The following is a 25,119-nucleotide window of genomic DNA, read 5'->3' on the forward strand; positions in this document are numbered from 1 at the left end:
AGTCACCATTTCTATTTCCAAACGACATCACTACGGTGATCCAACGGTCGCAATCGACACCACAGGATATGGAAGTGTTTGCTATCACGGTCGGGTGGGCATTGCAGCTAAATCACTGCCTCACCGGAAGCGGTCGTTGAGATGGAAGGAGTGTAGGTGCGAGCTCCCAGGAGAGGGCAACTTGTCTGCGCTGCGCGCGGCGCCACGTCGACCGCCACGCTGGGCGGTCTCGCCGTGCCTGCCCCAGAATCTGACCGGTGGCGACGATGCCACATGTAGCCGGCTATCAGGAGCGTATTCGAGACGTGATGTCGGAGCTTGCCGCCGTGGCAGACGTTGCGGTTCCGGTCGAGCTACGCCTCGCCGCCGTCACCAACGCGACCGTGGCACTTCTTCGTGGAGCAACGAGCGCTGATGTCATGCTCATCAACGGCGAGCGTTACCGCACAATCGGTTCCACCTCCGACGATACGGCGGAGCTGAATACCATCCAGATGCGTTACGGCCAAGGTCCATGCCTGGACGCGGCGTTTGACCACGGGGTCATCCGTGTGACGGACCTATCGGACGAGCCGCAGTGGCCGGAATTCGCCAAAGCTGCGCTGCGCCACGGTGTACGCAGCGTGATGACCTTTCGCCTATACCGATGCCACAACCGCGGCGGAGCACTCAACGTCTACGGATTCGCGGCAGGTGCATTCAATGTCGATGACGAGGCGCTCGGTGCCGTGCTCGCCGCCCATGCAGCCATCCTGCTGGCGCGATAGCAGCTCACGCTGCTCGTCCTGTCGCAGGCGTCTCGTAGTAGCCGTCATCGTCGAAACGGGGCTGCTGCCAAGCAATTGTCGACATCGGAACCGGGACTGACCGCTACGCCGCCGACAGAGAGTTCGCCGTATTGCTGGACCAGGCAAGCGCACCGGACCCCAGGGCTCTCAACGATCTGGTTCTGCAGGAAACCACAGCTGCCTGGACCACGCCTGAGCGTAGGTCGGAGAGATGCGGCGATTTCCGACACCGAAAAGCCGTCGCCGGATAGGTTCGACCTCGTGGCCCTGTCCCCGGACATCGTCGGCATGACGTACCGATACCCCGACTACTACGAGGTGGGACGCGAGAAGATCCGCGAGTACGCCACCGCCGTCAAGAACGAAGACGGCGCGTACTTCGATGACGATGCCGCGCAGGCGCTGGGCCACGACGCGATCCTGGCGCCGCTGACCTTCGTCGCGATCTTCGGTCTACAGGCACAACTCGCCTTCTTCGAGCACCTGAACATCGCGATCACGGACGAAAAGATCGTCCAGGTCGAACAGGGACTCAAACTGCTACAACCGATACGAGCCGGTGACCGGCTGTACTGCTACATCCGCCTCGACTCATTACGACAGTCCTACGGTGCGGACGTCCTGACAATCAGAAGCCGCATCACCAACCAGCACGGCCACACGGTGCAGGAGGACTACACCGTCCTGGCCGGCCGCTCCGAGGCGACCGGCTGACTGCCCGCAGCGTTCCTGGCGGTGCGACGTGTGACATCCATGAGCATCGGACGAGGCAAGAAACTGTCTCTACGAATGCAGGCGGAGGCTGCACACGCAGCGATGGGGTCGAAAGCTTCGGTACACAAGCAAGTCGCAATGCGGACGTGGACAGCAGCGGTTCGGCGGGATCGGCGGACGCTCGAATGGATAGGGCCACCTCGCGTCGTGGCTCTGGGCTGGATGAAGCCAGATCAGTCTTCAGACCATCTAGCTCCGCCAATGCACGCAGAAAGCACTGAAGCGACCGTAGTTCTAGGTTTTGTAGTTTGTGGCGGAGGCCAATCCGGGTATCGCGATGCAGGATTCCTCGCGAAATCGCACGGCTCAGTGTCCGAATGACATGGCATTTCCCATAACCGCTCGGTGTCCCCAGAGCGTAAAGAGGGTGGGGACTGGTCATGTTCGACCACTACAGCGGCATTGCGTCCAGGAATGTTTACCGCCGGGCGCTAAGAGCGCGGACCCTTGCCTTCATAACATGGCGTGTGCCATGCTTCCAGCGTGCCTGTACAGCCCGCCTCCGCCATGGATGCACTCACCGCGGACCTTGCCGGGCGGGCGTCGCATACTGCGGGCGGCCGGGCATTTATGGCTCATGTAGCAGAACTTTCACTCTGAATGCTCTGGTACAGAACGTGACCAGGAGCGTTACCCATCGTGCCGCGGTCAGGATTGCCGCAGTAGCTCTCGTCGTCGCCGTAGTTGCCGTATCCGCGCTCACCGCGCTGTCGTACTCAGCGGCGTTTACTCCCACCGCCAGCGTTGTTGTGACATCGGCGAGGGCTGGCCTTCTCATGGAGCCGGACGCGAAGGTGAAGTTCCTCGGACTTCAGGTGGGCACGGTGAGTTCAGTTGATTACGACGGCTCGGACGCCCGGTTGACGCTGGCGATTCGCAGCGATCAGATGGACTTCATTCCGTCGAATTCCATCGTGCGGATCGCCAGCAATACCGTCTTCGGCGCGAAGTCGGTGGAGTTCGTCCCTCCGGAGGCTCCGTCGCCACAACCGCTATCACCAGGGGCTCACCTGGAGGCGGGTTCGGTATCAGTCGAGGTCAACACCCTGTTCCAGACACTGGTGAACACCCTGCACAAGATCAACCCCGCCGAACTCAACGCGACCCTGACGGCGGTCAGCACAGGCCTGCGCAACAACGGCGACGATCTGGGCGCCACGTTAACTGGTATCAATACTCTGCTCACACAGGTCAATCCGAGTATGCCCACTCTGCAACGCGACTTCCAGAAGACCGCTGAGGTCGCCAATGACTATGCTGACGCAGCGCCCGATCTCGTCGAGGTACTCGACAACACCCCAGCCATCAGCAAGACCATCGTCGACTCGCGCGATGACCTGAGCGCGACCCTTCTTGCGGCAACCGGCTTGGCGAACAACGGTTTTGACACCTTGGCACCTGCCGAGAACGATATTGTCGCCGCCGTCCAGCGGGCGCGCGCCCCGCTGAAAGTTCTTGCTGACTATTCGCCGGAGTACGGATGCATCTTTGAGGCGATCTCCACGCTGGACAAGCGCTTCGGCCCCAGCCTGGGCGGTACCGTTCCAGGACTGTTCGTCTCGGTGAGTTTCCTGCCCGGTTCGCAGCCCTACACCTATCCCGAGAGCCTGCCCATCGTCAATGCGTCTGGCGGCCCAAACTGTCGGGGGTTGCCCAACCTGCCGTCAAAGCAGATCGGCGGATCGTATTTTCACGCGCCGTTCCTGGTGACCGACAACGCGTATGTCCCCTATCAGCCCACGACCGAGCTGCAGTTCGATGCCCCCTCGACCTTTCAGTTCCTCTTCAACGGGGCTTATGCCGAACGGGACGACTACTGATGGCCGGGAACCGCACCGGGCTCAAGGTGTCTGCTTTCACGGCGGTGATGCTGCTAGTTGCCGCCGGGCTTGTCGTGACCTTCGGGAAGTTCCAGTTCGGGTCCAGCCGGGAGTACCGCGCCGATTTCTCCTCGGTCTCGCGCCTCAAGACCGGACAAGACGTGCGCATCGCCGGGGTCACCGTCGGCAGCGTGAAAGACATCGCTATCGCCGGCGATCATGTGAACGTCACCTTCGACGTCAACGAGCAGTACCGGCTGTACACATCCACTCGTGCCGTTATTCGGTATGAGGATCTCGTCGGAAACCGCTACCTGGAGGTCACTGCCGGTCCCGGTGACCTCCACACACTCGCCGCTGGCGCGACGATCGCGTTGTCGAACACACGGCCGGCGATGGATCTCGATGCCCTACTGGGTGGGCTGCGGCCAGTGTTGAAGGGGCTCGACGGAGCCAAGGTCAATGAGGTCAGCAACGCCGTCATCGAACTCTTGCAGGGCGACGGGGCACCGCTGGCCGAATTGCTCTCCAGTACAGGGTCGTTCACCCAAACGCTTGCCGCACGCGACGAGCTCATCGGCGAGGTCATCACCAACCTCAACACCGTGCTCGGAACTGTCGATGCCCACAGCTCGCAACTCGATACCAGCATCGATCAGTTGCAGCAGCTGATCACGACCCTCAGCGAGGGGCGCGACCCGATCTCCGGTGCGATCGAGCCGCTGGCGTCGACGGAAACCGACCTGACGGAGCTACTCACCACGTCTCGGCGCCCACTTCAAGGTGTCATCGAGAACGTGCGGCCGTTGGCCACGACGTTGGACGAGCGAAACGACGACATCAACAAGGTCGTCGACAAGGTGCCGGAGAACTACGCGCGGCTGGCGTCGCTGGGCGCCTATGGATCGTTCTTCAACATCTTCTTCTGCGCGATCAAGTTCAAACTCAACGGACCCGCGGGAAGTGACATTCTCATCCCTGCTGCCAACCCCGTCGACCCCGACAGGGGGCGGTGTGCCTTCACCAAGTAAAACGGTTGCCGGACCGAAGGATCCGCTGCGGACCGGCGTATTCGGCATCGTCGTCGTGACTTGCCTGATCATGGTGTCCTTCGGTTACGCCAAACTGCCGATCGTGGCCCAGGGCCGACACTACGAGGCCTACTTCTCCAACGCCGCCGGGATCGTGGCAGGCAACGATGTGCAGATCTTCGGGTACAGCGTCGGCGAGGTCACCGCCATCGCACTGACTGACAAGGCCGCGAAGGTCAGTTTTATGGTCGACCGCGAGCTGCGCATCGGCGACCAGTCCACGGCCGCGATCAAGTCCGACACGGTGCTGGGGCAGAAGGCCTTGGAGATCGCCCCAGCCGGGGCGGGCTGGGGCACATCCATTCCGTTGGGGCGCACCACTACTCCGTACTCGCTGAGCACCGCGCTGCAGGATCTCGGACGCAACGTCGGTGATCTGGACAAGCCCCGGCTGACCGAAGCATTAGGGGTGCTCACCGATGCGATGCGCGATGCCACCCCGCAGCTTCGCGGCGCTCTCGACGGCCTGACCGCGTTGTCACGCAGCGTCAACTCCCGCGATGAGCAGGTCCAACAACTCCTAGCCCGCGCCAAAACCGTGTCCGACGTGCTGGCACGCCGATCAGCACAGATGAACCAGCTCCTCGTCGACGGCAACCAACTTTTCGCCGCCCTGTCGGAGAGACGCCAGGCACTAGGAATACTGATTAGCGGTATCGACGAGCTCGCCGCCCAGATCTCGGGTTTTGTCGCCGACAACCGCAAAGAGTTCGGACCTGCCCTGACCAAGCTGAACCTGGTCCTGGACAACCTCGACACGCGCCGCGCGCACATCGACGAAGCTCTGAAGCGCCTGCCGTCCTTCGCCTCACAACTCGGTGAGGTCGTCGGCTCCGCACCGGGGTTCAGCGCCAACGTCTACGGTGTCCCACCCCCGCAAATCACCGGCGCCGCCTTGGACGCCTACTTCCAACCCGGCAAACTGCCCGACAGCCTGGCAGATTTCCTGCGCGGTGTCATCGTGGACCGAGCCATCGTCAGGCCGAGGTCGCCATGAGCATCTTTCGCTATCCGCTGTGGCGCAACCGCATTCGCAACATCGCCCTGGCCGCACTGATCGCACTGACCGCCGCCGGCGCGTACACGGTGTGGCCGCGCCAACAGCCGGTACAGATCACGGCGCTGTTCTCCGCAGCGGTCGGTCTCTATCCCGGCGACGAGGTGAAGGTAGCCGGGGTCCCGGTGGGCACAGTCACTTCGATCACGCCGTCCACCCAGCACACTTCGGTGACGATGACGGTGAAGGACGGTGTCCAGGTCCCCGCGGACGCACAAGCGTTGCTCGTGGCACCCAACCTCGTCTCAGCCCGGTTCATCGAGTTCACCCCGATATACGACGGCGGCCCAGCATTGACCGCCGATGCTGTCATCGACACCAGCCGCACCGCGGTGCCGGTGGAATGGGACGACGTCAAGGCCCAGCTGACACAGCTCAGCGCACAACTGGGACCACAGCCCGGATCACTGCAGGGTCCATTGACCTCGTTCGTCAACCAGGCCGCCGACACCTTCGACGGCCAAGGCGACTCATTTCGCCAAGCCGTGCGCGAACTGTCTCAGACCGCCGGCCGTCTCGGTGACTCCCGCACCGACCTACTGGGAACGATCAAGAATCTGCACACCCTCGTCGACGTACTGGCCAACAGCAACGAACAGATCGTCACGTTCTCCAGCCATGTCGCCTCGGTGTCCCAGGTGCTGGCCGACAGTTCCGCAGACCTCGACACCTCACTGAGCACCCTCAACACCGCCCTGTCCGATATCCGGGGCTTTCTCAACGACAACAACGAAGCCCTCATCGGACAGATCGACAAACTCACCAACTTCACCACACTGCTCAGCGACCACGGCGAGGATCTGGAGCAGGTCCTGCACGTCGCCCCCCACGGTCTTCAGAACTTCTACAACATCTACAACCCGGCTCAAGGGTCACTGTCGGGCATCCTGACCGTGCCGTCATTCGCCAACCCGGTGCAGCTGATCTGCGGATCGGTCGAAACGGGAGCAACGCCGGACTACTACAAGCGCGCCGAGATCTGCCGCCAGCGCATGGCGCCAGTACTCAAACGCATCACGGCGAACTACCCGCCCATCCTGATGCACCCCATCAACAACATCAGTGCCTACAAGGGCCAGATCATCTACGACACACCAGAAACACAGGCGAAGGCGCAGACCCCGGTGTCACAGCTGCAGTGGCTGCCCCTCCCCGGAGTTATCCCACCCAACATCACCGCGGACACCGACCTGAGCGCATTGCTGCTGCCCCCCGCACCCGGTCAGCCGCCGGCAAGCTCAGCACATCCAGTTGCCGAACCGGCACCATCGCCACCCGCCGCCGAAGGCCCAATTCCCGTCAACCCGAACACAGGTGGCCGATGAACACCAGACGCCTCGCCCAAGGTGCAGCCGGCATGGCCACGGTGACGCTACTGGTCACCGGATGCCAGTTCAGCGGCGTGAACTCATTGGACATGCCCGGCACCGCCGGCCACGGCGCAGGCTCCTTCGTCATCACCGTGGAACTACCCAACGTGTCGAGCCTGCCGCAGAACTCTCCTGTAAAAGTCGACGACGTCACCGTCGGCAGTGTGTCGGGTGTCAAAGCGATGCAGCGCAACGACGGCAGCTTTTACGCCGCCGTCCAGCTCTCCTTGACCCGCCAGGTCGACCTGCCCGCCAACCCGGTGGTCCGGGTCGCTCAAACCTCACTGCTGGGTTCCCAGCACATCGAACTTGCAGCACCCGACACCACTCCCGCCGTCGGCCGCCTCACCAGTGGCACAACAGTTCCCATCAGCCAAGCCGCTAACTACCCGACCACCGAGGACGTGCTGTCCTCGCTGGGAATCGTCGTCAGCAAAGGCAACCTCGGCGCGCTCCAAGACATCACCGATGAGCTGTACGCCGCAGTCGTGGGCCGGGCCGGCGAATTCGACGGACTCATTCCTCGCCTGGCCGAACTGGCCGCAGCGGTGGACCGTCAAACCGGCGACATCATCGCCAGCCTGGAAGGACTGGACCGCGTCGCAACAACGCTGGCAGCCGGTAACGACAAACTCGCGCGAACTCTGGCCGCTCTGCCGGAGGCACTGCGTGTCCTCGACGACAACGCCGGCAATGTCGTCGACGCGTTCGCCGCACTGAAGCGGCTCTCCGAGGTCACCGCACGCGTCCTGGCGCAGACGAAAACCGATCTCGCCGCAGACCTCAAGGACACCTACCCCGTGGTCAAGGCGTTCGCCGACAGCGCCGACGACATCGTCGACTCGCTGCCCTACCTGCCGACCTATCCCTTGCCTGGCACCTATCTCGATCAGGCTGTGCGCGGGGACTTCCTCAATGCTTTCGTCACCATCGACCTCACCCTGCGCCGCATCGGCGAATCACTGTTCACTACTTCTCCGCTGGACCCGAACATGAAGCACCTCAACGACGTGGTCAATGCGCCCGACTTCCTCACTGGCGCGATGGCCAACGTTTCCGGCCAAGCCGCCGACCCGTTCACTGTGCCGTCGACATCAGGAGCACCCGGCTGATGCTGACCCGTTTGGCGCGCTGGCAACTCGCGATCTTCGGTGTCATCACCGTCATCTCGGTGACCTCGATCTCGCTGTTCTATCTCAAGGCCCCCGACGCGCTAGGCATCGGCAGCTACGAGGTCTCGGCGAACTTCGCCGCCACCGGCGGGCTCTACCAAAACTCCAACGTGACCTACCGCGGCACCACCATCGGTCGGGTCACCGCCATCACCTTGGCTCGCGGCGGCGGAGTGGATGCCACGCTGCGACTCAACAGCGACACCCACGTGCCCGACAACGTCAACGCCACCGTCAAGAGCGCATCGGCGATCGGCGAGCAGTACGTCGAACTCACGCCCACCTCCGATGACCCATCACCGACGTTGCGCGACGGTTCCCACATCCCCCGGGAACGCACCGCACTCAGCCAGGACGTCGCGGGCATGCTCAAGGAAGCCGAGAAGCTCGTCGACTCACTGAGCCACAGCCAATTGAAAGACCTGTTGCGCGAAACGTTCAAGGCGTTCGACGGTGCCGGACCGGACCTGGCGCGCCTCATCGAATCGTCGCGGCTGCTGGTCGATGAGGCCAACTCCCACAGCACAGAGATCACCTCACTGATCGACCAGGCCGAGCCCTTCCTGGACACTCAGGCCCGCAGCGCAGACGACATCAACCGGCTCGCCGACGGATTGGCACGCTTCACCGGCGAACTACGCACCGCCGATCCCCAAGTCCGCACACTGCTCCAGACCGCACCCGGCGCCGCGGACCAGGCGAATGCCACCTTCACCGGTATCCGACCCACATTCGCGATGCTGGCCGCCAATCTGGCCAACCTGGGCCGCATCGGTGTTATCTACCACAAGTCCATTGAGCAGTCGCTCGTCATCTTTCCCGCTCTCACCGCGGCACTGACGACCGTCGCCGACCAACAGCCCCTCGACGAAGGCGCGAAAACCGACTTCAAGCTCAACCTCGGTGACCCGCCGCCATGTTCGGTCGGCTACATACCCGCACCGCAGATCCGCAGCCCCGCCGATGAGACCCTGCGCGAAGTGCCGCCGGGGATGTTCTGCAAGGTCGCCCCCAACGACGCCACCGTCGTGCGCGGGGCCCGCAACTATCCCTGCATGGAGTTCCCCGGCAAGCGCGCCCCGACCGTGCAGCTATGCCGCGACCCTGCGGGCTACGTACCGCTGGGCAGCAATCCCTGGCGCGGGCCCACCGCGCCCTACGGAACCCCGGTCACCGATCCACGAATGACGCTGCCGCAGAACAAATACCCCTACATCCCGCCGGAAGCCGACTACGACCCCGGGCCACCAGTGGTCAACCTGCCCCCGGGAGTCCCGCCAGGTCCCGGCCCGGCCCTCACACCGCCCTATCCGCTGCCGGTTCCGCCGAACACTCCTGGGCCGCAACCACCCCCGTTGCCCTACTACGGGACCCCGGACCAGACATTGCCGCCCTACGGACAGCGACCGCCAGCCATAGCGCCGCCTCTGGCGCCCGAAGCGCCCCCAGGCCCGTTGCCCGCAGAAGCCACCACCGATCCAGTCCAGCCCCAGGCAGCAGACATCACCACAACCTACGACGAAAAGTCCGGCGCTTTCCTCGATCCCGAGGGCGGTATCAGCGTCTACGCCGCCGGCGCATCGAAGTTCGAACCGGCAGAGAACTGGGTCGACCTCATGCTCAGCCCACGCTCAACCTGAACGCGCACGGGACAGCACCCGTCGACCAGCCGCTCACTTGCGGATCAGCTTCGGTGCTCATCGATCAATTTGGCGATCGCCGTCTGCGCTTCTTCGGCGGCGACCGGAAGCGTTGCGAACATCTCCGCGATCATCATGGCCACAGGCGCTGTCCACAGCAATAGGCCTATCGCGACGGCGTGCTCACCCTCGGCGCCCGTGTCGACATTCTGAATCAGTCCGGCTAGGGCGGTGCCCAGACGTTGCATGTGCTGCTCATCCAGTCCGGCCCGCAGCTGCTTGGTGGCGATAAGAATCTCCAGACCCGCCATCGCTTTCGGATTCGCCAGAGCCGTCCACAATGCCCGCACCAAGCCTTCTGTGTCGGTCGTCAACGCCGGGTCGGACAGCGCCTCGATGGAGGCGACCAGATTGTCGACGGCATCTTCGATCACAGCGGTGAGCAGGCCATCGCGGTCGCCAAAATGATGCTGTATGACACCCCAACTCACGCCTGCCCGCTCGATGATGTGTCGCGCAGAGGCCGCCGAAAAGCCTTCTTCACGAATGCAGCGAACCGTCTCGTCGATGAGCTGTTCACGGGTCCGATCCCCGCGCTGCTGGCGCCCGGAAGTCGGCCGGTCGGGAGGCCTGCGCGCAGTCATCTTTTCACTCCATGCCGCTGACCGTGTCGCCTCATCCAGACCAGCTTAAGACACCCACCAGCAATACCCGCCAAGGCCGCTCACCTGCAATACCGGCCGTGCGGAAACCTTGCACTCAAAACATGGCATGTGCCATGCTATGGATGTTGGGTAGCTGCCTGACACCCGGCTCACCGCAACTTTGCGGCACGCACTCGCGGGGCCAGCGCGCACTGAACGGCTAACGCGCACCGCGCCTGCGGGCGCTTTCACCGGTGATACGGGCACCTTCCATGGAGGTTCGATCCGATGACCGAGACCATTCGCTCCGCCAAGGACCACGATTCGTCTGGCAAGCGGCGACTTTCATCGCTTCAGAAGGCTTTATTCGGTGTGCTCGCGCTCTTCTTCGCCATCAACGCCCTGTTCTGGTTCCTCGAGTACCGCGTCGGTGTCTCTCACACAGTCGCCTCCACCACCTTGGTGATCCTGGTCATTGGCTGCTTCGTCACAGCGCTCGCGCTGCCGTGGTTACCTCTTCCCGGTCAACGCGACCGAACGACGGCGCAACGACTGGGCGCCATGGTCATCGTCTGGGTGTTCATCGCCCTCATACCGCGGTTCATCTGGGAGCTGCCTTGGCTGTTGTTCTTCGACCAGATCCGAGCAGGCGTCGAGAACGGATCATTCTGGACCTACATGTGGTCGCCGATCCTGCTCGGTGGCGACGCGCGCTACCTCAACGGCGACCCGCTCATCGTCGTTCTTGAATGGATCGCCCTTTTCGTCGGCCTTTTCGAGGCCTACGCGCTCACCCAGTTCTTCCGCAACGGCCGTCGATTCACCAGCACCCAACTGTCCTTGATCATGGCCGGAATGATCGTCGAGGTCACACTGCCGGCCATCTACTTCGGGGTCGAAATCGCCAACAACCTGGAGAGCATGTCGAGCCCCGTGGAGATGTGGGTCAAGTTCGTGTTCATCAACGTCCTGTGGTGCACCATGCCGCTGGTGACCTACTTCTGGGGCGTCAAGAGGCTGTCTACACAGGACCTTTCGGTCACGTTCTGAGACGCCATGCAATTGCCCTCTGTCACAAAGTGTCTGACCGCAAAGACGAGAACTCAACGGTCCTCTAGCCTAGGTCTTCTCCATGCAGATTCCATGATGAAATGACATTTCCTCCATCTTTCGCTATTCCGCGGTGGAAACCGGCACAAAAACATGGAACCTACATCGTTTGTAGGTCCCACGGCGCCGTGGCACATGCCACCTCTCTGATCTGCGGCGATGCAGGATTCCACGCGAAATGGCATAAGTCAGATTCCGGATAACTTGACATTTCCTACAACCGCACGGTTGTCCCAGGATTACGGTCGTGCCGCCCGGCACGCGTTGCAATGTGGGCCGATGTGGTCTGTTGCGGCGGCCGAGAGGGCGAACTGCGACGTAAAGAACCCGGCTTGGCGATTTCGATCGTGCGGTGTGGACGTCCGTCGTTAAGCATGAGCCTGGACTTATCGCCTATCTTGTTATTTGACAATGCGATTCGGCTGCATCGCGCTGCGTCGTATCGTACCGCCCACCGGCCACCGGCCAAGGAAAGACTTCAGACCATCAGCGAAGGGTCCGACGACCGGACACGCCGTTCAATCAGCGGACGAGGCGATGGCAATAGTGCAAGCCGCGACGCAGCAAACTACGTGCGAGAGAGCGCGTGAGGACGGTGCATGAATTCGGACATCCCTAATAAGGTTCCGTTTTCCAGGTGTAGGTACCCGCAGCGGTGAGCGTCCAGGTGAGAACCCCGTCTGAGCCCTCCTGGTCGGCCGCCGGACTCAGCTCGGCAACTACGCCTTACCTTTCAGAGGCGCCCTTCGACGAACTGCGCTTCGCCCCCGCCGAACGACCAGTCGGCGCGGGTGTACTCCACCATCGACACGATGAGGTCCGACGGGGACAACCCGGCGCGAAGTTCGAGTTCGTCAGCCAGCGCGCGGTACGCAGCTTGTTTGTGGCGAAGTGAACGACCCTGCTGGAAGATCTGGATGATCAGGACGTCGTCGGTGCGCTCGTAGCCGAGTCCAGTGTCCTCGACGAGGATTTGGCCCCGCCTGTGCTCCGTGATGAGCTGGTAGCGATCACGGTTGGGCGCCTCAAAGTGCTCTAGCATGACGTCCTGCACGACATCGGCGAGGTGCGCGAGTTGCTCGGCGGTGCGGCGGTTCTCGATGACGTGAAGGTGAACGAGCGGCACGACTACTCCTCAGGGTCACTTGTTCTCGGGGAAGCCGAGGTTGATTCCGCCGTGGCTGGGGTCCAGCCAGCGGCTGGTGATGGCTTTCTGGCGGGTGAAGAAGTTGACGCCGTCCATGCCGTGGGCGTGGCTGTCGCCGAACAGGGAGGCTTTCCAGCCGCCGAAGCTGTAGTAGGCCATGGGGACCGGGATGGGGACGTTGATGCCGACCATGCCGACCTCGACTTCGTTTTGGAAGCGTCGGGCGGCGCCGCCGTCGTTGGTGAAGATGGCGGTGCCGTTGCCGTAGGGGTTGGTGTTGATCAGTTCCAGGGCTTCGTCGTAGGTTTCGACGCGCAGGACCGAGAGGACGGGGCCGAAGATTTCGTCGGTGTAGACGCTCATGTCGGGGGTGACGTTGTCGAGCAGGGTGGGGCCCAGCCAGAACCCTTCGGCGCCGCCGTCGGCGGTCACGTTGCGGCCGTCGACGACGACTTTGGCGCCGTCGGCTTCGCCGGCGTCGATGTAGGAGGCGACCTTGTCGAGCTGATGCACACAGTCCCCCCAGAGGGCCACCAACTGAAGCCAGGCGTCAAACAGCGGCATCTGACCATGCTGTCCCTCGGTGGCGTCATCGGCGCCGGCCTGTTCGTGGGGTCAAGCGCGATCATCAGCCAAGCCGGACCGCTGTCCTTCGTGACCTACGCCATCACCGGCCTCATCGTGCTGCTCGTCATTCGGATGCTCGGCGAGATGGCCTCGGCAAAACCGTGCACCGGATCATTCACCGACTACGCCCGGATGGCGTGGGGCGAATGGGCGCGCTTCTCCACGGGGTGACAAGACCCGAATCGTCGCCAACCGCATGCTCAACGCCGTCCTGACGATCAGCGGACTCGCCGACCTGGTCGCCGTCGACATCGTGGACGGCACCTCGGCGTAGGCGTTTCCGTCACGACCCTGCCACAGAGGTGTTCTGTGTGGCGTCGACGTCATCCTCGGACCAATTCCGTCAGGCGGGTGCGTAATTCGTCGCGTCGACTGTCGTCGTCGATGCGTTCAACGATCGCGACCAACACGGCGACGACAGCCAAGGCGCCGGGATCGGTGGTGCCTATCGCCCGTTCCCCGACGTAGCTGGACCGGCCGCGCTTGCCGACCATGGTGCTGGTGGCGACTGCACCGGCCAGCGCGGCTTCCAGTGCGTCGTCATCGAGCCGGCCCCGTGCGGTGTCGCCGTCCCACCCAGCCGGAACGAGTGCGTCCACCATCGTGCGGTCGCCGACCCGTGCGCCACCCGCCCGGGCGATGGCCTCGACGCCGTCGCGTAACCCTTGTACGACGGCACCGGCATCGGTGGCGACGGCAGTGGCGATGCGGACCAGGACGAGACCGAACAGCGGCCCGCTGGATCCGCCGACGTCCTCGGAAAAGGCGGTGGCCAGCGATTTCAAATCAGCGGCAAGGTCCGCGTCCGCTCCGGTGCCGCGGCGGACCGCTGCCTGCAGCGCATTGTCGAGGTTGGTCCCGATGTCACCGTCTCCAGCTCGCCGGTCGAGATCATTGAGCGGTTCCCGGATTTCGGCGATGTCATCGGCCAACTGCCGCAGCCACGCCGACGGCTCGCCGGCGGTCGGCTCGTCCACTTCACCGGTGACCGTGGTCGCGGCGAGCACCGGCGACGGTAGCGAGGTGGTCGCGTGCGGAGCACACCAGTCAGTCAGCCACTGCTCGTCGCTCACGGCGGTGACGGTAATCGAGAAGCCGGCCATATCGAGCGCCGAAACGTACGTACCGGCGACTGCGCTGCGCAGCACCACATCTCGTTCGGCAAGTGCCCGTTCGACCTCCGCCAGCACGTGCAGCAACTCGAGATCACCGGTGCCGCCCAGCCCGTTGACGAGAACCAGAACTCCGTGCTCGTCGACGTCGAGACTGTCGAGCAGTTCGCCGACCATCCGACCGACGAGCTCATCCAGCGGGGGCCGCGGGATCGACTCGCGGGCGGCCTCACCATGAATGCCGACGCCGTATTCCAATGTGTTGGGCGCGACGTCGAATGCCGGGCGGTCCGAACCCGGGACGGTGCAGGCACGCTGGGCCACCGCCAGCGAGCGCGACGCCGTCACCACAGCCTGGCCGAGTGCGACGAGGTCTTCCAACGGAAGTCCGCGGTCGGCGGCCGCGCCGAGGATCTTCTCGACGACCACCGTCGCCCCGGTGCCGCGCCGTCCGACTTCCTGCCCCTCTGAACCCAGATCGTCATCGACCAGTACCCGGTCCACCGGCACCCCGTCTGCCCGCAGGCGTTCGGCCGCGATCGCGAAGTTCAGCACATCGCCGGTGTAGTTCTTCACGATGTGCACGACGCCGCCGGCGCGGGTGACTTTGGTGCTGGCCGCGTGGATCTGACGATTGTGCGGCGAGGTGAACACCTCCCCCGGGCACACCGCATCCAGGCCGCCACGGCCGAGGAAGCCCGCGTGCATCGGTTCGTGGCCGGCACCGCCGCCGCTGACGAGCCCGACCTGCCGGGACGGCGCCGGGTCCAGCGCCCAGGCGTACACCGGGTCGCGCTGCACCCCGATGCGGCTGCCGCCGGTCAACGCGAGTGCGGCCAGTGCGTGCCGGGACGCCGATGACACGTCGGCGTAGAAGTTGGTCGACACAAGGTGGTCCTTCCGGTCGTTCAGCCACAAATCGACTCGTCACCAGCAGTCAGGCGACCAATCACCACCCGACGGTACCGACGACGGTCGGCACCCCAAGAGTCAGCTGGATCAGTGCGGGCCCGGCGTCGTACGGGACCCACATCCCTGCCAGACGGTCTGCACCAACCGGTGAACCGCGACGTCGTCCAGTGGCGGCATCCCGAACATCAACCGGTAGTACGGCGGTGACACCAGTGCGTCCACGGCGACCTCGATGTCCACGTCGGCAGGTAACTCCCCTCGGCTGACGGCACCGCGCAGGGTGTCCGCGACGGCTGCGCGACGCGGGGTGATCCACTGGTCGCGCAGTGCGCGCGCGATGGCGGGATCGGACCCCGACGCCGCAATGACGTTGCGCAGCAACGGACCGACCGACGGATCCGCCAGGATACCGAACAGAGCATTGACGTGATGGACGACCGCGCCGATCGATGTGCTGCCGGTCGGGCGCGTGATGGAGTCGCGCACTGAATCGAGCAGACCCTCCAACACGATTGCCGCCGCCGACGGCCACCACTTGTAAATCGTCGTGCGGCTCACTTCCGCCCGCTTGGCGATGGCGTCGATCGTCGCCACCGCGGGACCACCTGCCAATGCCAACTCCGCGGCGGCTGTCAGGACTGCGTGGCGGGCGGCTTCGCTGCGTGGTCGGCCCCTCTGCGCGCCGCCGGGCGCCGTGTTACCACCGGAAGCCATTCTCTCAGCCTATTGCCCGCTTGGATCCGGTGACCGCGATGACCAGACATAGCGCGGCGGCGACTGCCCCGCAGCCGAACATCACCGGATAGCTCAGCGAGCGCGACAGGAATGCCAGGACCGCGGGGACCGCGAACCCGAGATAGCTCAGGCAGTAGAACACCGCGGTCAGGCCCGCCAGGTCGTCAGGTCCCGCGATGCGCTGAATCTCCTGCAGACCGGCGAGCAGAGCCAATCCGTATCCGGCGCCGAGCACGGCGGCCGCGACGACCGCCGCCCACATCGTCAATACCGTGGCAGCCCACCCGGCCAGCCCCATACCCACGATGACCAGTCCCAGCGCAGCGACCACGCCGCCGGTGCGGCTGGCCGTGACCAGGTTGCGGCCCACATGCTGAACCGTGAATCCCACACCCAGAGCGACGACGCACAGCAGAGCAGAGAACGCGATGGGTGCTGCGGCGGCACGTTCTGACATCAGCGCGGGAAGCACCGCGTACGCCGAGGCACCTGCACCGAAGACCCACGGGGCGACCGGCACGACTACGAACAGGAAGCGTCGGTGCGAAGCGCCCTGTACAACAAGGTCGGTCCACCATGGGCGGTCCGAGGCGCTGCGGATACGCGACTCGGGAGCTCCGAGAAGAAGCACCGCTGCGGCCAGCGCCATCACCGCGTTGATCGCGTAGGGCAGCACTGTAGGCGCGGGGCCCCACTCGGCGAGCGCGCCCGCGACACCGGCGCCGGCACCGAAACCCGCTGTGAGGCTCATGGCGGCGCGCCGGGCGCCGGCGTTCCCGTGCCCCCATGGAGCACTCGACAGTTCCTTGATCCAACTGCCGCCGACGGCCATCGCCAGACCCAGCGCCAGGCCGCTGAACACCCGGCCCACACCGAGCGTCACGGCGGAATCCGCACCACCCGCCAAGATCAGCGAGCCCACCGCAGCGAGCACCGGTGCAGGAAGCATCAGCGGGCGACGCCCGAAGCGATCCGACAATGGTCCACCTACGAGCAGAGCGGGGACGATGCCGAGAACATACGCGAATAGAAGTAGATCGACGGTGACCGCGGAGAAGCCGCCATGGGCGCGGTACATCACCAGCAGCGGAGTGAATTCGTTACCGCCCCACGCGATCGCGAACGTCGCCGACGCGACGGCCAGCCAGTGCCGGGCGCTACCTGAGCCGACGGGGTCGGCTGCGGCCTCCTTGGCGGGTGCGGTCATCGCACGATCCGATATTTACTGAACACGCTGTCCACTATATATCCGATGCTTTCGGAGTGCGACATCGGCGGCGTCAATGACGCGAAATATCTTCTGCCCCTTTGGTTTCACCAGTCCCACTGCGGCCGTTTTTGTCGGTGGTAGCACGTATGTTCGAAACATGACATCGGATCTGGCCGCCGCGGTCGCCGCCTACACCGCGAGTGTGGACGCGCTGCTGGCCGCCGATGTCGATGCCTGCTCCCACCGCGACCTGCTCACCGCGTTCGCCGACGTCGAGACCACCACCCACCGACTCCCGATGCTCGGATACGCGATCCTGGCCCGCCTGCAGCGCGAAGCCAGTCCCGCCGAGTTGGGGGCGACCTCCTGGACGAAACTGCTCACCCTGCGCAGCCGGATGAGCAAGGGCCGTGCCCACAAACTCCTCACTCGCGCCACCCAACTGGCGCCGCGGCGAACACTGCAGGGCCAAGACATGGCGCCCGCATGGGAACACACCGCCGCCGCACTGTTGCGCGGCGCGTTCGGCGAGGAACACCTCGAGGTGATCCGCAAGTTCTTCAATGCATTGCCCGCCACCGTCGACCCGATCACCCGCTGCCAAGCCGAGCAGTCACTGGTCACAGCCGCCGCCGACCTGGACCCGCACTCGTTGGCCGTCCTGGCGATCCACCTGCTGGCCCTGCTGCACCCCGACGGCGAGGAACCCGCCGACGCCGCCGCACGCAAAGCCGGCCTGCACCTGGGCTCTCAACAACCCGACGGCCTGAGCTACCTGTCGGGGTGGGTCACCCCGAAACTGCGCGCCATGATCGAACCCATTCTCGCCAAATTCTCCGAGCGCGGCCGCCACCCCGCACGCGAGCCCGACCCCACAGAAGCGCAACCGCCACTGTGCGACGAACCCGAACCCGAACCCCAATCCGAACCCGAACCGGCATCCGCGCCCGAACGCCCTGCCAGCGAGGACAATTCGTCTCCTCCGCAACACGAGGACCCGACCGCGCCGCCGCTCACCCCGCTACCGGATCCCCAATGGCGCACCAAAGCCCACTACCTCCACGACGCCGTCGAAGCCGCCTTCGACCTATTGCTGCGCTCCCAGACCTTAGGCCGACTCAACGGACTACCCACCACCGTGGTGATCACCACCACCCTGCAAGAACTCCACGCCGGCGCTGGATACGCCGTCACCGGCGGCGGCTCCGTGCTCCCCATGCGCGATCTGATCACGATGGCCGCCGCCGGGGCCTACCACTACCTCGCCGTCTTCGACGGCCACACCTCCATGGCCCTTCACCTCGGCCGCGCCCAACGCTGCGCCACCGGAGCCCAGAAACTCGCGCTGTTCGGCCGCGAACGCGGCTGCACCTGCCCCGGCTGCGACGCCGCGTTCTACGACACCCAGGCCCACCACGGCCACGCAGACTGGAAACACGGCGGACAGACCAACATCGACGACCTCACCTTGGCCTGCGGCCCCGCAAACCAGATGGTCGAGGACACCGGCTGGAGCACCCGACGCCGACCCGACGGCCGCTTCGAATGGATCGACCCCACCACCGGCCAAGCCCACCTCAACAACATGCACCACCCCGAACGCCTCCTCGCACCCCGAGAAGACGATCCCCCTCCCTAGAAGAACGCGCGCGACCCACGCAACGCACCGGGGTACAACTCCGGATCGTCTACCGGGGTGCTTGCCATCGTTTCCGGACCGCGGCTATGGCCCGCCCGGCAATTCGATGGGGCTGACCGTTCGCCAGATCGATGATCGAGTCCGCGACCGCCCAGGACATCTTGCCGTCGCTCATCGACACCATTTGCGCAACGCTCTGGTATGCGGCCATGCCGACGAACATCGCCACCTCGCGGTCATTGGTGGCCGCCTTCCTGGCCTGTTTGGCGACAACGCGGTTGAGCAGCCGCCCCACCTGTGAGGCGCCGAGTTCCTGCAGGGTCGACTGGCGCGTGAAGTGCGGACGCAAGGGCGGGGGCACCGCAGCCGCCGGCGCGGGCGCCGGGGCGGGCACCAACTGGGTCCCGACCGCGGGAAGATCGGAATAGCCGACGATGCCGGGCCGCGCGGCGACGACGGCCGGAATAGCGTTGACGACCGGCATGGCCGTGATCACCGAACCGATTCCGACCATCTCGTCCATCGTCATCGAGCCGAACTCCGGTAGCACTCCGGCTCGCAGGGTGACGTTCGGATGGCCGCGGATCTCGATCTCGTAGGCCATCGCGATGTTCCAAGCCGGGGTGAGGTCGGGGGTGATCGTCCACTTCACGGCGGTCTCGACAACGTCCAACCCACCGACCGAGCCGATCCAGCGTGCGTAGATGCCGGCAACGGTGCCTGCGCGAACATCACGTCCTGGGATATCGAGATCTTTTGCTGCGTAGGCGAACTCGACATCGCACCGAATGCCGTCGAGGGCTAGGCCAAGCAGGTCGGCCAGCGCCTCGCAGGTGTCGCCGAACGGGATGGTGGCATGCTCGATGTCCGCTTCGTGGTTCGCGTCACCCGCCGGACGCCCCCAGCCCAGCTCGTCCTGGTTCGCGTCCCCGGCCCAGGGCCCGATGTCGAAAGACTCCAGAATGCTCACGTAGTTGGCGGTACGGCACACGTTGGTCGCGATCGACGCCAAATACTGCACGTAGCCCGGGTTCACGCCACTTCCGAACATACTGACACCACCTTCGACGGCGGCGGCTTCGATCCGCGCACGAGCCTCCTCCCCATACGCACGGCCGGTCATGAAGTGTGCAGTCGTCGCGACATTGATGCCCGCACGAAGCAGCGTCTCCAAATGGTCGATGTCAGGATGCAACGGCATATAGACAACGCAGTCTGGCTTCAGCGCAAGGATGTCGCCGATGTTGTTGGTCGCCGCGACACCGAGTCTGCGGTCGAGCCCGCACAGCTCGCCGAGGTCCTTACCTACTTTGTCAGCGCTGTAGGCGAATACGCCGACCAGTTCCAGCTCGGGGCGTTCGAGAATGCCCTTGACCGCCTCACGCGAGATGTTTCCGGTGGTCCACTGCACCAGGCGAATCGGGGCGTCTGTCACGGAGCACTCCAGGGTCTAGCGCGGAGGAGATCAGGAAGGGCGGCATGGCCACTGCAGGTGGCACGTAACACGGAGCCTACATTCACCCTCTTCGGCACATAGCCCTTTACACAGGACGCATTCTCTGTAAACATTTCGCCAAGTACATTCACTGGACATACCGTCCAGCGAGATGGATGGAGCGACGACGATGTCACTGGGTCCCCCACCTGCGGTCTACGACGCCGCCTGGGTGCGCGCCAAGTACGCAGCTGAGCGCGACAAGCGCCTGCGCACCGACGGCGTCGACCAGTTCGTCGAGGTCACTGCGGATTTCTCGCACTACGCCGACGACCCGTACACCGAGCGCACCGAACGCGAACCCGTCCGCGATCACACCCAGGTCCTGATCATCGGCGGCGGGCTGGGCAGCCTGATCGCCGCAGCCCGGCTACAGGAGGCCGGGATCACCGACATCCGGGTCGTGGACACCGCGGGCGATTTCGGCGGCACCTGGTACTGGAACCGTTACCCCGGCGCCCAATGCGACATCGAGTCCTACATCTACCTGCCACTGCTCGAAGAGCTCAATTACGTCCCCACCGAGCGTTACGCCCACGGCCCGGAAATCCGGGAACACCTTCAGGCCATCGCCCGCCACTGCGGCCTGTACCGAAACGCCCTGCTGCAGACCACCGTCACCGCCATGACATGGAACGAGGCGGCCAAGCACTGGGAGATCAGCACCGACCGCGGAGACCGGCTGACTGCGAACCTGGTCGCCGTCTCCCCCGGATCGCTGACCCGGCCAAAACTCCCGGGTATCCCCGGCATCAACGAGTTCCGCGGGCACACCTTCCACACCAGTCGCTGGGACTACGACTACACCGGCGGCGACGAGTCCGGCGGCCTGACCAAGCTGCGCAACAAGAAGGTCGGCGTCATCGGCACCGGCGCCACCGGCCTGCAGTGCATCCCGCACCTCGGCCGAGAAGCCCAGCAGCTCTATGTCTTTCAGCGCACCCCCAGCACTGTCGCCGAACGCAACAACCGCCCCACCGACCCGTCCTTTGCTGCCACCCTCGAACCGGGTTGGCAGCTCAAGCGGATGGAGAACTTCACCCGGGTCACCTGCGGTATCGAGATGGACCTCGATCTCACCGATGATGGCTGGACACGCAACGCGCTGGCTTTGACAGAGCCGGCCGTCGTCCTCGAAACCCAGAGACTCGGCCGGGAGATGACCCCCGACGAGATCACCGAATTCCTCTACCGCGCCGACTGGGAGGCGATGGAACGTCTACGCGGCCGCATTGCCGGCGTGGTGACCGACAAGCAGACCGCCGAAGCGCTCAAACCCTGGTTCAAGCTGAACTGCAAACGCCCCGGCTACCACGACGAATACCTCAGGACGTTCAACCGGGACAACGTCACGCTGGTCGACACCGACGGCCGGGGCGTCGAACGGTTCACCGAGACCTCCGCCGTCGTCGCCGGCGTGCACTACGAACTCGACGCGTTGATCTTCGCCACCGGATTCGAGGTCGGCACCGAATTCACCCGTCGCCTCGGCTTCGAGATCACCGGCCGCGACCAGGTGCGCCTCAGCGACAAATGGGCCAAGGGCATGCGCACGTTCCACGGCCTGCAATCCCACGGCTTCCCGAACTGTTTCTTCCTGGGCTACACCCAATCCGGGGTCTCCCCCAACTACACCCACACCGCCGAGGAACGCGCCCGCCACTTCACCTACCTGGTCAGCACCTGGGCGCAACGCGGCGCCGCCACCATCGAGGCCACCCGCGACGCCGAGGAAGACTGGCTCTCGGCGATGAACGAGGCCTCGGAGAAACCCAAGGCGTTCTACGCGGACTGCACGCCGAGCTACCTGAGTTCTGAAGGCGAGAAGGACAATCCGCACAGCATGCTGTCCAACAACTTCGGTGGCAAACCAACCGACTTCTTCGACATGCTCAGCGCTTGGCGCGCCGATGGCCGCCTGGAGGGGGTGATGATCACATGACCACTGCCACCAAGAAACTCACCATGCGTGACCGCCACCGCATCATGACCCGCGGCCACATCATGACCTCCGCCCTGGAGGCATTCGCCGAACGCGGATACGTCACCACCACCATCGACCACATCGTGCAGCGCGCCGGCATCGGACGGGCGACCTTCTACCTGCACTTCGACAGCAAGGCCGCGGTGCTGCGCGAACTGCGCAACACCCGGATGACGGTGTGGACCGACCGCGATCACCCGCGCGGCGGCAAATCGGGCCGCCCCACAGTGCGCTCCTTCTTCGAAAAGGTCGTCGATTTCTACACCTCGGCACCCGAGCTGTACACCGCACTGCACCAGGCGCGTGCCGCCGACCCGGAGTTCGCCGCCGCACACCGCGCCACCATGGAAGCCAACGTCAAGGACTGGATACAAACGGATGCCATGCCCGGTGCCACCGAAGCCCAACTGCGACTGGCCATCGCGATGATGTACACGATGGTCGACTCATTCATGCATCTGTGGCTGGTCGACGGCTGGCCGCTGGACCGCGATGCCGCCATCGAGGCGATGACCGACGCGCTGTACTCCACCATGCGCTGAACGCGCCTCGCACTCACCGACAGGAGCCACCCGATGGCCGAAAAGCGCTATCTGCATTTGAATCTGGTCGCCAATGACATCAATCTGCACCAGGGCGCCTACAAGTACGAACAGGCGCACGGGGTACCCGAGCGCAGCTCCTTCGAGCGGCTGATCGAGTACGGTAGGTTCGGTGACGAGGGCTTGTTCACCGCCTTGTTCGTCGGCGACATTCCCGGCCTGAACGGGTCCCCGGCGTTCGACGGCGGGCCCGCCGAACCCATCACCGCGCTGACCGCCATCTCCCAGCACACCAAACACGTCGGCCTGATCGCCACCGCGTCGACCACGTTCTACGACCCGTACAACCTCGCCCGGCTGCTGGCCTCCCTCGACCAGGCGTCGGACGGCCGCGCCGGGTACAACGCCGTCACCTCGGTGATCGACCAGTTCGCGCTGAACTACAGCCTGAAACAGCATCTGGATCGCGAGGCCCGCTACGCGCGCGCCGACGAGTTCCTGGATGTCATGCGGGCGTTGTGGGACAACCGATCCCTGCGCCGCGATCCCGACGGGCGGACCCGGTTCTACGCCGAGCCGATCAACCACCAGGGCAACCTGTTCGAGGTCACGGGCCCGCTCAACATCGCGCCCAGCCGTCAGGGCCGCCCGCTCATCGCGCAGGCCGGCGGGTCGGGTGCCGGCATCCGGGTCGCCGCCAAGCACGCCGAGATGGTGTTCACCAACTCCTCCACCCGCGAAAGTGCCGCCGAATACCGGGAGACACTCGACAAGGCGCTCGTCGAGCAGGGCCGCACCCCCGGTTCGGTGCCGCCCATCCCGGGCCTGATCCCCTACCTCGGCAAGACCACCAGGGAGGCCGAGGAGAAGCTGGCGGAGCTCGACAGCTACGTCGACTGGGAGCCGATCGCGCCATTCGCGTTGGGACAGTTCGGACTCGAATTCACCTACGGCGATATCAACGACCTGTTCCCCACCCACGAACTCCCCCGCCCGGCCGACGTCGAGAAGACGATCAAGAGCACGTTCGGCAACTATGTCGGTCTGTACAACTGGATCCAGGAGCGCCCCGGCGTGACGGTGCGCGAAGTCGTCGCGCAGGCCGTCGGCCGCGGCGGCGCCACGCACCGCAAGTTCGTCGGCACCTACGACGCACTCGTCGACGACTTCGCGGCCTGGCATGAGGACGGCAACGTCGGCGGCTTCAACCTGATGTTCTCGGCGGGTTCGGCGGCCATCCGCGAGTTCATCGACGAAGTGGTGCCCCGGCTCGTCGACCGCGGCATCTACCGCCCCACTCCTGCTGACCGCCCACTGCGGGAACGGTTCTAGCAGCGCTATATCGGCGTGGAGGATCCCAGCCGCTGCTGGGCGAAGCGTGCCAGTACCGCGTCGGGGATCGGGATGCTGCCGCTGGCCATCTCAACCGGCACGGGTGGCAGCGCGCCGTGCACGTCGTGGTGCAGGCTCTCCATCTCGTCATCCAGTCGCGCCGCGGTGGTCGCGGCCTCCTCCAGGCTGCGCGCGATGTGCGGAGGGACCTCACCGGCGTATTTGTAGAAGATCTTGTGCTCAAGGCTGGCCCAGAAGTCCATCGCCACGGTGCGCACCTGAACCTCGACAGGGACCTTGACCACGCCGCTGGACAGGAAGACGGGCACCTCGACGATCAGGTGCAGACTCCGATAGCCATTCGGTTTGGGCTCGGCCACATAGTCTTTCAGCTGCAGCACGGTGAGATCGTCCTGCCGGGTGAGCGCGTCGGAGATCAGGTAGACGTCCGAGGTGAACGAGCAGGTGACCCGGACGCCGGCGATGTCGGTGATCTTGGCGCGAATCTCCTCGAAACGGGGTTCGCACTGCTTGCGGGCGATTTTGTCGAGCACACTCTCGGGCGTCTTGAGCCGGCTGGTCACATGCTCGATCGGGTTGTACTTCTGCAGATGCTTGAACTCCTGCTGCAGGATGGAGACCTTGGTGGTCACCTCGTCCATGCCGAACTTGTAGGCGAACATGAATCGGGAGAACTCTTCGCGCAGCACCTGGAACTCCTCGAGCAGAACATCAGGTACGGCGTCGAGAGAAGAATTCATACCTCCAGGATGCCTGATCAAGAAAACTCCGCGGAAATCGCGCGTTCGGGCGGGTCGAACTAGTGTCCTGAGTCATTAATTCGGGTGCAGTAGTTGGCGATGCTGGCCAGGATTTGGTCGGCGGTTTTGGTCCAGACGTAGGGCTTGGGGTTGTCGT

The 25,119-nt window shown here is 64.5% G+C and carries 20 protein-coding genes and 2 pseudogenes; 14 read left to right on the top strand and 8 right to left on the bottom strand.

The features are described from left to right. Positions 1–266: 266 nt before the first annotated feature. The 8 genes from ASE48_RS14190 to ASE48_RS14225 all read left to right on the top strand — a co-directional run bounded on the left by ASE48_RS14190 (position 267) and on the right by ASE48_RS14225 (position 9,712). Positions 267–767, top strand: coding sequence for a GAF domain-containing protein (locus tag ASE48_RS14190; protein ID WP_235571195.1), 501 nt, complete (start codon positions 267–269; stop codon positions 765–767). Positions 768–1,049: 282 nt separating this feature from the next. Continuing rightward, positions 1,050–1,502, top strand: a complete 453-nt coding sequence (gene hadA / locus ASE48_RS14195) for a (3R)-hydroxyacyl-ACP dehydratase subunit HadA (protein ID WP_057167713.1) — start codon at positions 1,050–1,052, stop codon at positions 1,500–1,502. A gap of 677 nt (positions 1,503–2,179) precedes the next feature. Continuing rightward, positions 2,180–3,382 carry an MCE family protein gene (locus ASE48_RS14200; RefSeq protein ID WP_057167714.1) on the top strand — a complete coding sequence of 401 codons (1,203 nt, stop codon included), beginning with the start codon at positions 2,180–2,182 and terminating at the stop codon, positions 3,380–3,382. Next, entirely contained in the window at positions 3,382–4,413 is a 1,032-nt protein-coding gene (locus ASE48_RS14205; protein WP_057167715.1) for an MCE family protein, read from the top strand. Before ASE48_RS14200 ends, ASE48_RS14205 begins: the two co-directional genes overlap by 1 nt. Continuing rightward, positions 4,397–5,470, top strand: a complete 1,074-nt coding sequence (locus ASE48_RS14210; protein ID WP_057167716.1) for an MCE family protein — start codon at positions 4,397–4,399, stop codon at positions 5,468–5,470. Before ASE48_RS14205 ends, ASE48_RS14210 begins: the two co-directional genes overlap by 17 nt. Then, positions 5,467–6,855: an MCE family protein gene (locus ASE48_RS14215; RefSeq protein ID WP_057167717.1), complete on the top strand. Its 1,389-nt coding sequence runs from the start codon at positions 5,467–5,469 to the stop codon at positions 6,853–6,855. Before ASE48_RS14210 ends, ASE48_RS14215 begins: the two co-directional genes overlap by 4 nt. Next, positions 6,852–8,012 carry an MCE family protein gene (locus ASE48_RS14220; protein ID WP_057167718.1) on the top strand — a complete coding sequence of 387 codons (1,161 nt, stop codon included), beginning with the start codon at positions 6,852–6,854 and terminating at the stop codon, positions 8,010–8,012. Before ASE48_RS14215 ends, ASE48_RS14220 begins: the two co-directional genes overlap by 4 nt. Then, entirely contained in the window at positions 8,012–9,712 is a 1,701-nt protein-coding gene (locus ASE48_RS14225; RefSeq protein ID WP_057167719.1) for an MCE family protein, read from the top strand. The genes ASE48_RS14220 and ASE48_RS14225 overlap by 1 nt, the downstream gene beginning before the upstream one ends. 44 nt (positions 9,713–9,756) lie before the next feature. Here the strand turns inward: ASE48_RS14225 and ASE48_RS32195 are convergent, their stop codons facing one another. Then, complete coding sequence (locus ASE48_RS32195; protein ID WP_082614182.1) at positions 9,757–10,356, bottom strand: TetR/AcrR family transcriptional regulator; 600 nt, start codon at positions 10,354–10,356, stop codon at positions 9,757–9,759. A 288-nt stretch (positions 10,357–10,644) separates the two neighbouring features. On the opposite strand from ASE48_RS32195, the gene ASE48_RS14235 reads away from it, so the two are divergent. Then, a complete protein-coding gene (locus ASE48_RS14235; RefSeq protein ID WP_057167720.1) occupies positions 10,645–11,406 on the top strand; it encodes a hypothetical protein in 762 nt (253 codons plus the stop codon). 793 nt (positions 11,407–12,199) lie between these two features. Here ASE48_RS14235 and ASE48_RS14240 read toward each other — a convergent pair. Then, on the bottom strand, positions 12,200–12,592 hold the full coding sequence (locus tag ASE48_RS14240) for a tautomerase family protein (RefSeq protein ID WP_057167721.1): 393 nt from the start codon (positions 12,590–12,592) through the stop codon (positions 12,200–12,202). A gap of 15 nt (positions 12,593–12,607) precedes the next feature. Further along, positions 12,608–13,114: pseudogene (locus tag ASE48_RS14245) on the bottom strand (aldehyde dehydrogenase family protein); the annotation flags it as partial. A 6-nt stretch (positions 13,115–13,120) separates the two neighbouring features. Between ASE48_RS14245 and ASE48_RS14250 the strand changes: the two are divergent. Then, a pseudogene (locus ASE48_RS14250) lies at positions 13,121–13,408 on the top strand (amino acid permease); the annotation flags it as partial. 155 nt (positions 13,409–13,563) lie between these two features. On the opposite strand, the gene ASE48_RS14255 reads toward ASE48_RS14250, so the two are convergent. The 3 genes from ASE48_RS14255 to ASE48_RS14265 form a co-directional block, all read right to left on the bottom strand. Next, on the bottom strand, positions 13,564–15,240 hold the full coding sequence (locus ASE48_RS14255) for a dihydroxyacetone kinase subunit DhaK (protein WP_162264229.1): 1,677 nt from the start codon (positions 15,238–15,240) through the stop codon (positions 13,564–13,566). A gap of 111 nt (positions 15,241–15,351) precedes the next feature. Then, the gene (locus tag ASE48_RS14260; RefSeq protein WP_057167725.1) at positions 15,352–15,978 is read right to left on the bottom strand and encodes a TetR/AcrR family transcriptional regulator; all 627 of its coding nucleotides are present in this window, start codon (positions 15,976–15,978) and stop codon (positions 15,352–15,354) included. A gap of 4 nt (positions 15,979–15,982) precedes the next feature. Beyond that, entirely contained in the window at positions 15,983–17,206 is a 1,224-nt protein-coding gene (locus ASE48_RS14265) for an MFS transporter (protein ID WP_057167726.1), read from the bottom strand. A gap of 160 nt (positions 17,207–17,366) precedes the next feature. On the opposite strand from ASE48_RS14265, the gene ASE48_RS14270 reads away from it, so the two are divergent. Further along, positions 17,367–18,848 (top strand): HNH endonuclease signature motif containing protein, encoded by a 1,482-nt coding sequence (locus tag ASE48_RS14270; RefSeq protein WP_057167727.1) that lies wholly within the window; start codon positions 17,367–17,369, stop codon positions 18,846–18,848. Positions 18,849–18,897: 49 nt separating this feature from the next. Here the strand turns inward: ASE48_RS14270 and ASE48_RS14275 are convergent, their stop codons facing one another. Further along, the gene (locus tag ASE48_RS14275) at positions 18,898–20,283 is read right to left on the bottom strand and encodes an NAD(P)H-dependent amine dehydrogenase family protein (RefSeq protein WP_235571178.1); all 1,386 of its coding nucleotides are present in this window, start codon (positions 20,281–20,283) and stop codon (positions 18,898–18,900) included. 190 nt (positions 20,284–20,473) lie between these two features. On the opposite strand from ASE48_RS14275, the gene ASE48_RS14280 reads away from it, so the two are divergent. The 3 genes from ASE48_RS14280 to ASE48_RS14290 are packed head-to-tail and all read left to right on the top strand — an operon-like array spanning position 20,474 to position 24,201. Continuing rightward, on the top strand, positions 20,474–22,285 hold the full coding sequence (locus tag ASE48_RS14280) for a flavin-containing monooxygenase (RefSeq protein ID WP_200962147.1): 1,812 nt from the start codon (positions 20,474–20,476) through the stop codon (positions 22,283–22,285). After that, the gene (locus ASE48_RS14285; RefSeq protein ID WP_057167730.1) at positions 22,282–22,869 is read left to right on the top strand and encodes a TetR/AcrR family transcriptional regulator; all 588 of its coding nucleotides are present in this window, start codon (positions 22,282–22,284) and stop codon (positions 22,867–22,869) included. The genes ASE48_RS14280 and ASE48_RS14285 overlap by 4 nt, the downstream gene beginning before the upstream one ends. Before the next feature lie 33 nt (positions 22,870–22,902). Next, complete coding sequence (locus tag ASE48_RS14290; protein WP_057167731.1) at positions 22,903–24,201, top strand: NtaA/DmoA family FMN-dependent monooxygenase; 1,299 nt, start codon at positions 22,903–22,905, stop codon at positions 24,199–24,201. A 5-nt stretch (positions 24,202–24,206) separates the two neighbouring features. Here the strand turns inward: ASE48_RS14290 and ASE48_RS14295 are convergent, their stop codons facing one another. After that, entirely contained in the window at positions 24,207–24,962 is a 756-nt protein-coding gene (locus tag ASE48_RS14295; protein WP_057167732.1) for a GTP pyrophosphokinase, read from the bottom strand. Positions 24,963–25,119: the final 157 nt, after the last annotated feature.

Source organism: Mycobacterium sp. Root265, assembly GCF_001428895.1.
GTDB lineage: Bacteria > Actinomycetota > Actinomycetes > Mycobacteriales > Mycobacteriaceae > Mycobacterium.

Coding starts and splice junctions, on each gene's coding strand:
- ASE48_RS14265 (WP_057167726.1), bottom strand. CDS start 17,206: ATGACCGCACCCGCCAAGGAGGCCGCAGCCGACCCCGTCGGCTCAGGT.
- ASE48_RS14260 (WP_057167725.1), bottom strand. CDS start 15,978: ATGGCTTCCGGTGGTAACACGGCGCCCGGCGGCGCGCAGAGGGGCCGA.
- ASE48_RS14225 (WP_057167719.1), top strand. CDS start 8,012: ATGCTGACCCGTTTGGCGCGCTGGCAACTCGCGATCTTCGGTGTCATC.
- ASE48_RS14205 (WP_057167715.1), top strand. CDS start 3,382: ATGGCCGGGAACCGCACCGGGCTCAAGGTGTCTGCTTTCACGGCGGTG.
- ASE48_RS14290 (WP_057167731.1), top strand. CDS start 22,903: ATGGCCGAAAAGCGCTATCTGCATTTGAATCTGGTCGCCAATGACATC.
- ASE48_RS14220 (WP_057167718.1), top strand. CDS start 6,852: ATGAACACCAGACGCCTCGCCCAAGGTGCAGCCGGCATGGCCACGGTG.
- ASE48_RS14235 (WP_057167720.1), top strand. CDS start 10,645: ATGACCGAGACCATTCGCTCCGCCAAGGACCACGATTCGTCTGGCAAG.
- ASE48_RS14215 (WP_057167717.1), top strand. CDS start 5,467: ATGAGCATCTTTCGCTATCCGCTGTGGCGCAACCGCATTCGCAACATC.
- ASE48_RS14285 (WP_057167730.1), top strand. CDS start 22,282: ATGACCACTGCCACCAAGAAACTCACCATGCGTGACCGCCACCGCATC.
- ASE48_RS14190 (WP_235571195.1), top strand. CDS start 267: ATGCCACATGTAGCCGGCTATCAGGAGCGTATTCGAGACGTGATGTCG.
- ASE48_RS32195 (WP_082614182.1), bottom strand. CDS start 10,356: ATGACTGCGCGCAGGCCTCCCGACCGGCCGACTTCCGGGCGCCAGCAG.
- ASE48_RS14295 (WP_057167732.1), bottom strand. CDS start 24,962: ATGAATTCTTCTCTCGACGCCGTACCTGATGTTCTGCTCGAGGAGTTC.
- ASE48_RS14270 (WP_057167727.1), top strand. CDS start 17,367: ATGACATCGGATCTGGCCGCCGCGGTCGCCGCCTACACCGCGAGTGTG.
- ASE48_RS14280 (WP_200962147.1), top strand. CDS start 20,474: ATGTCACTGGGTCCCCCACCTGCGGTCTACGACGCCGCCTGGGTGCGC.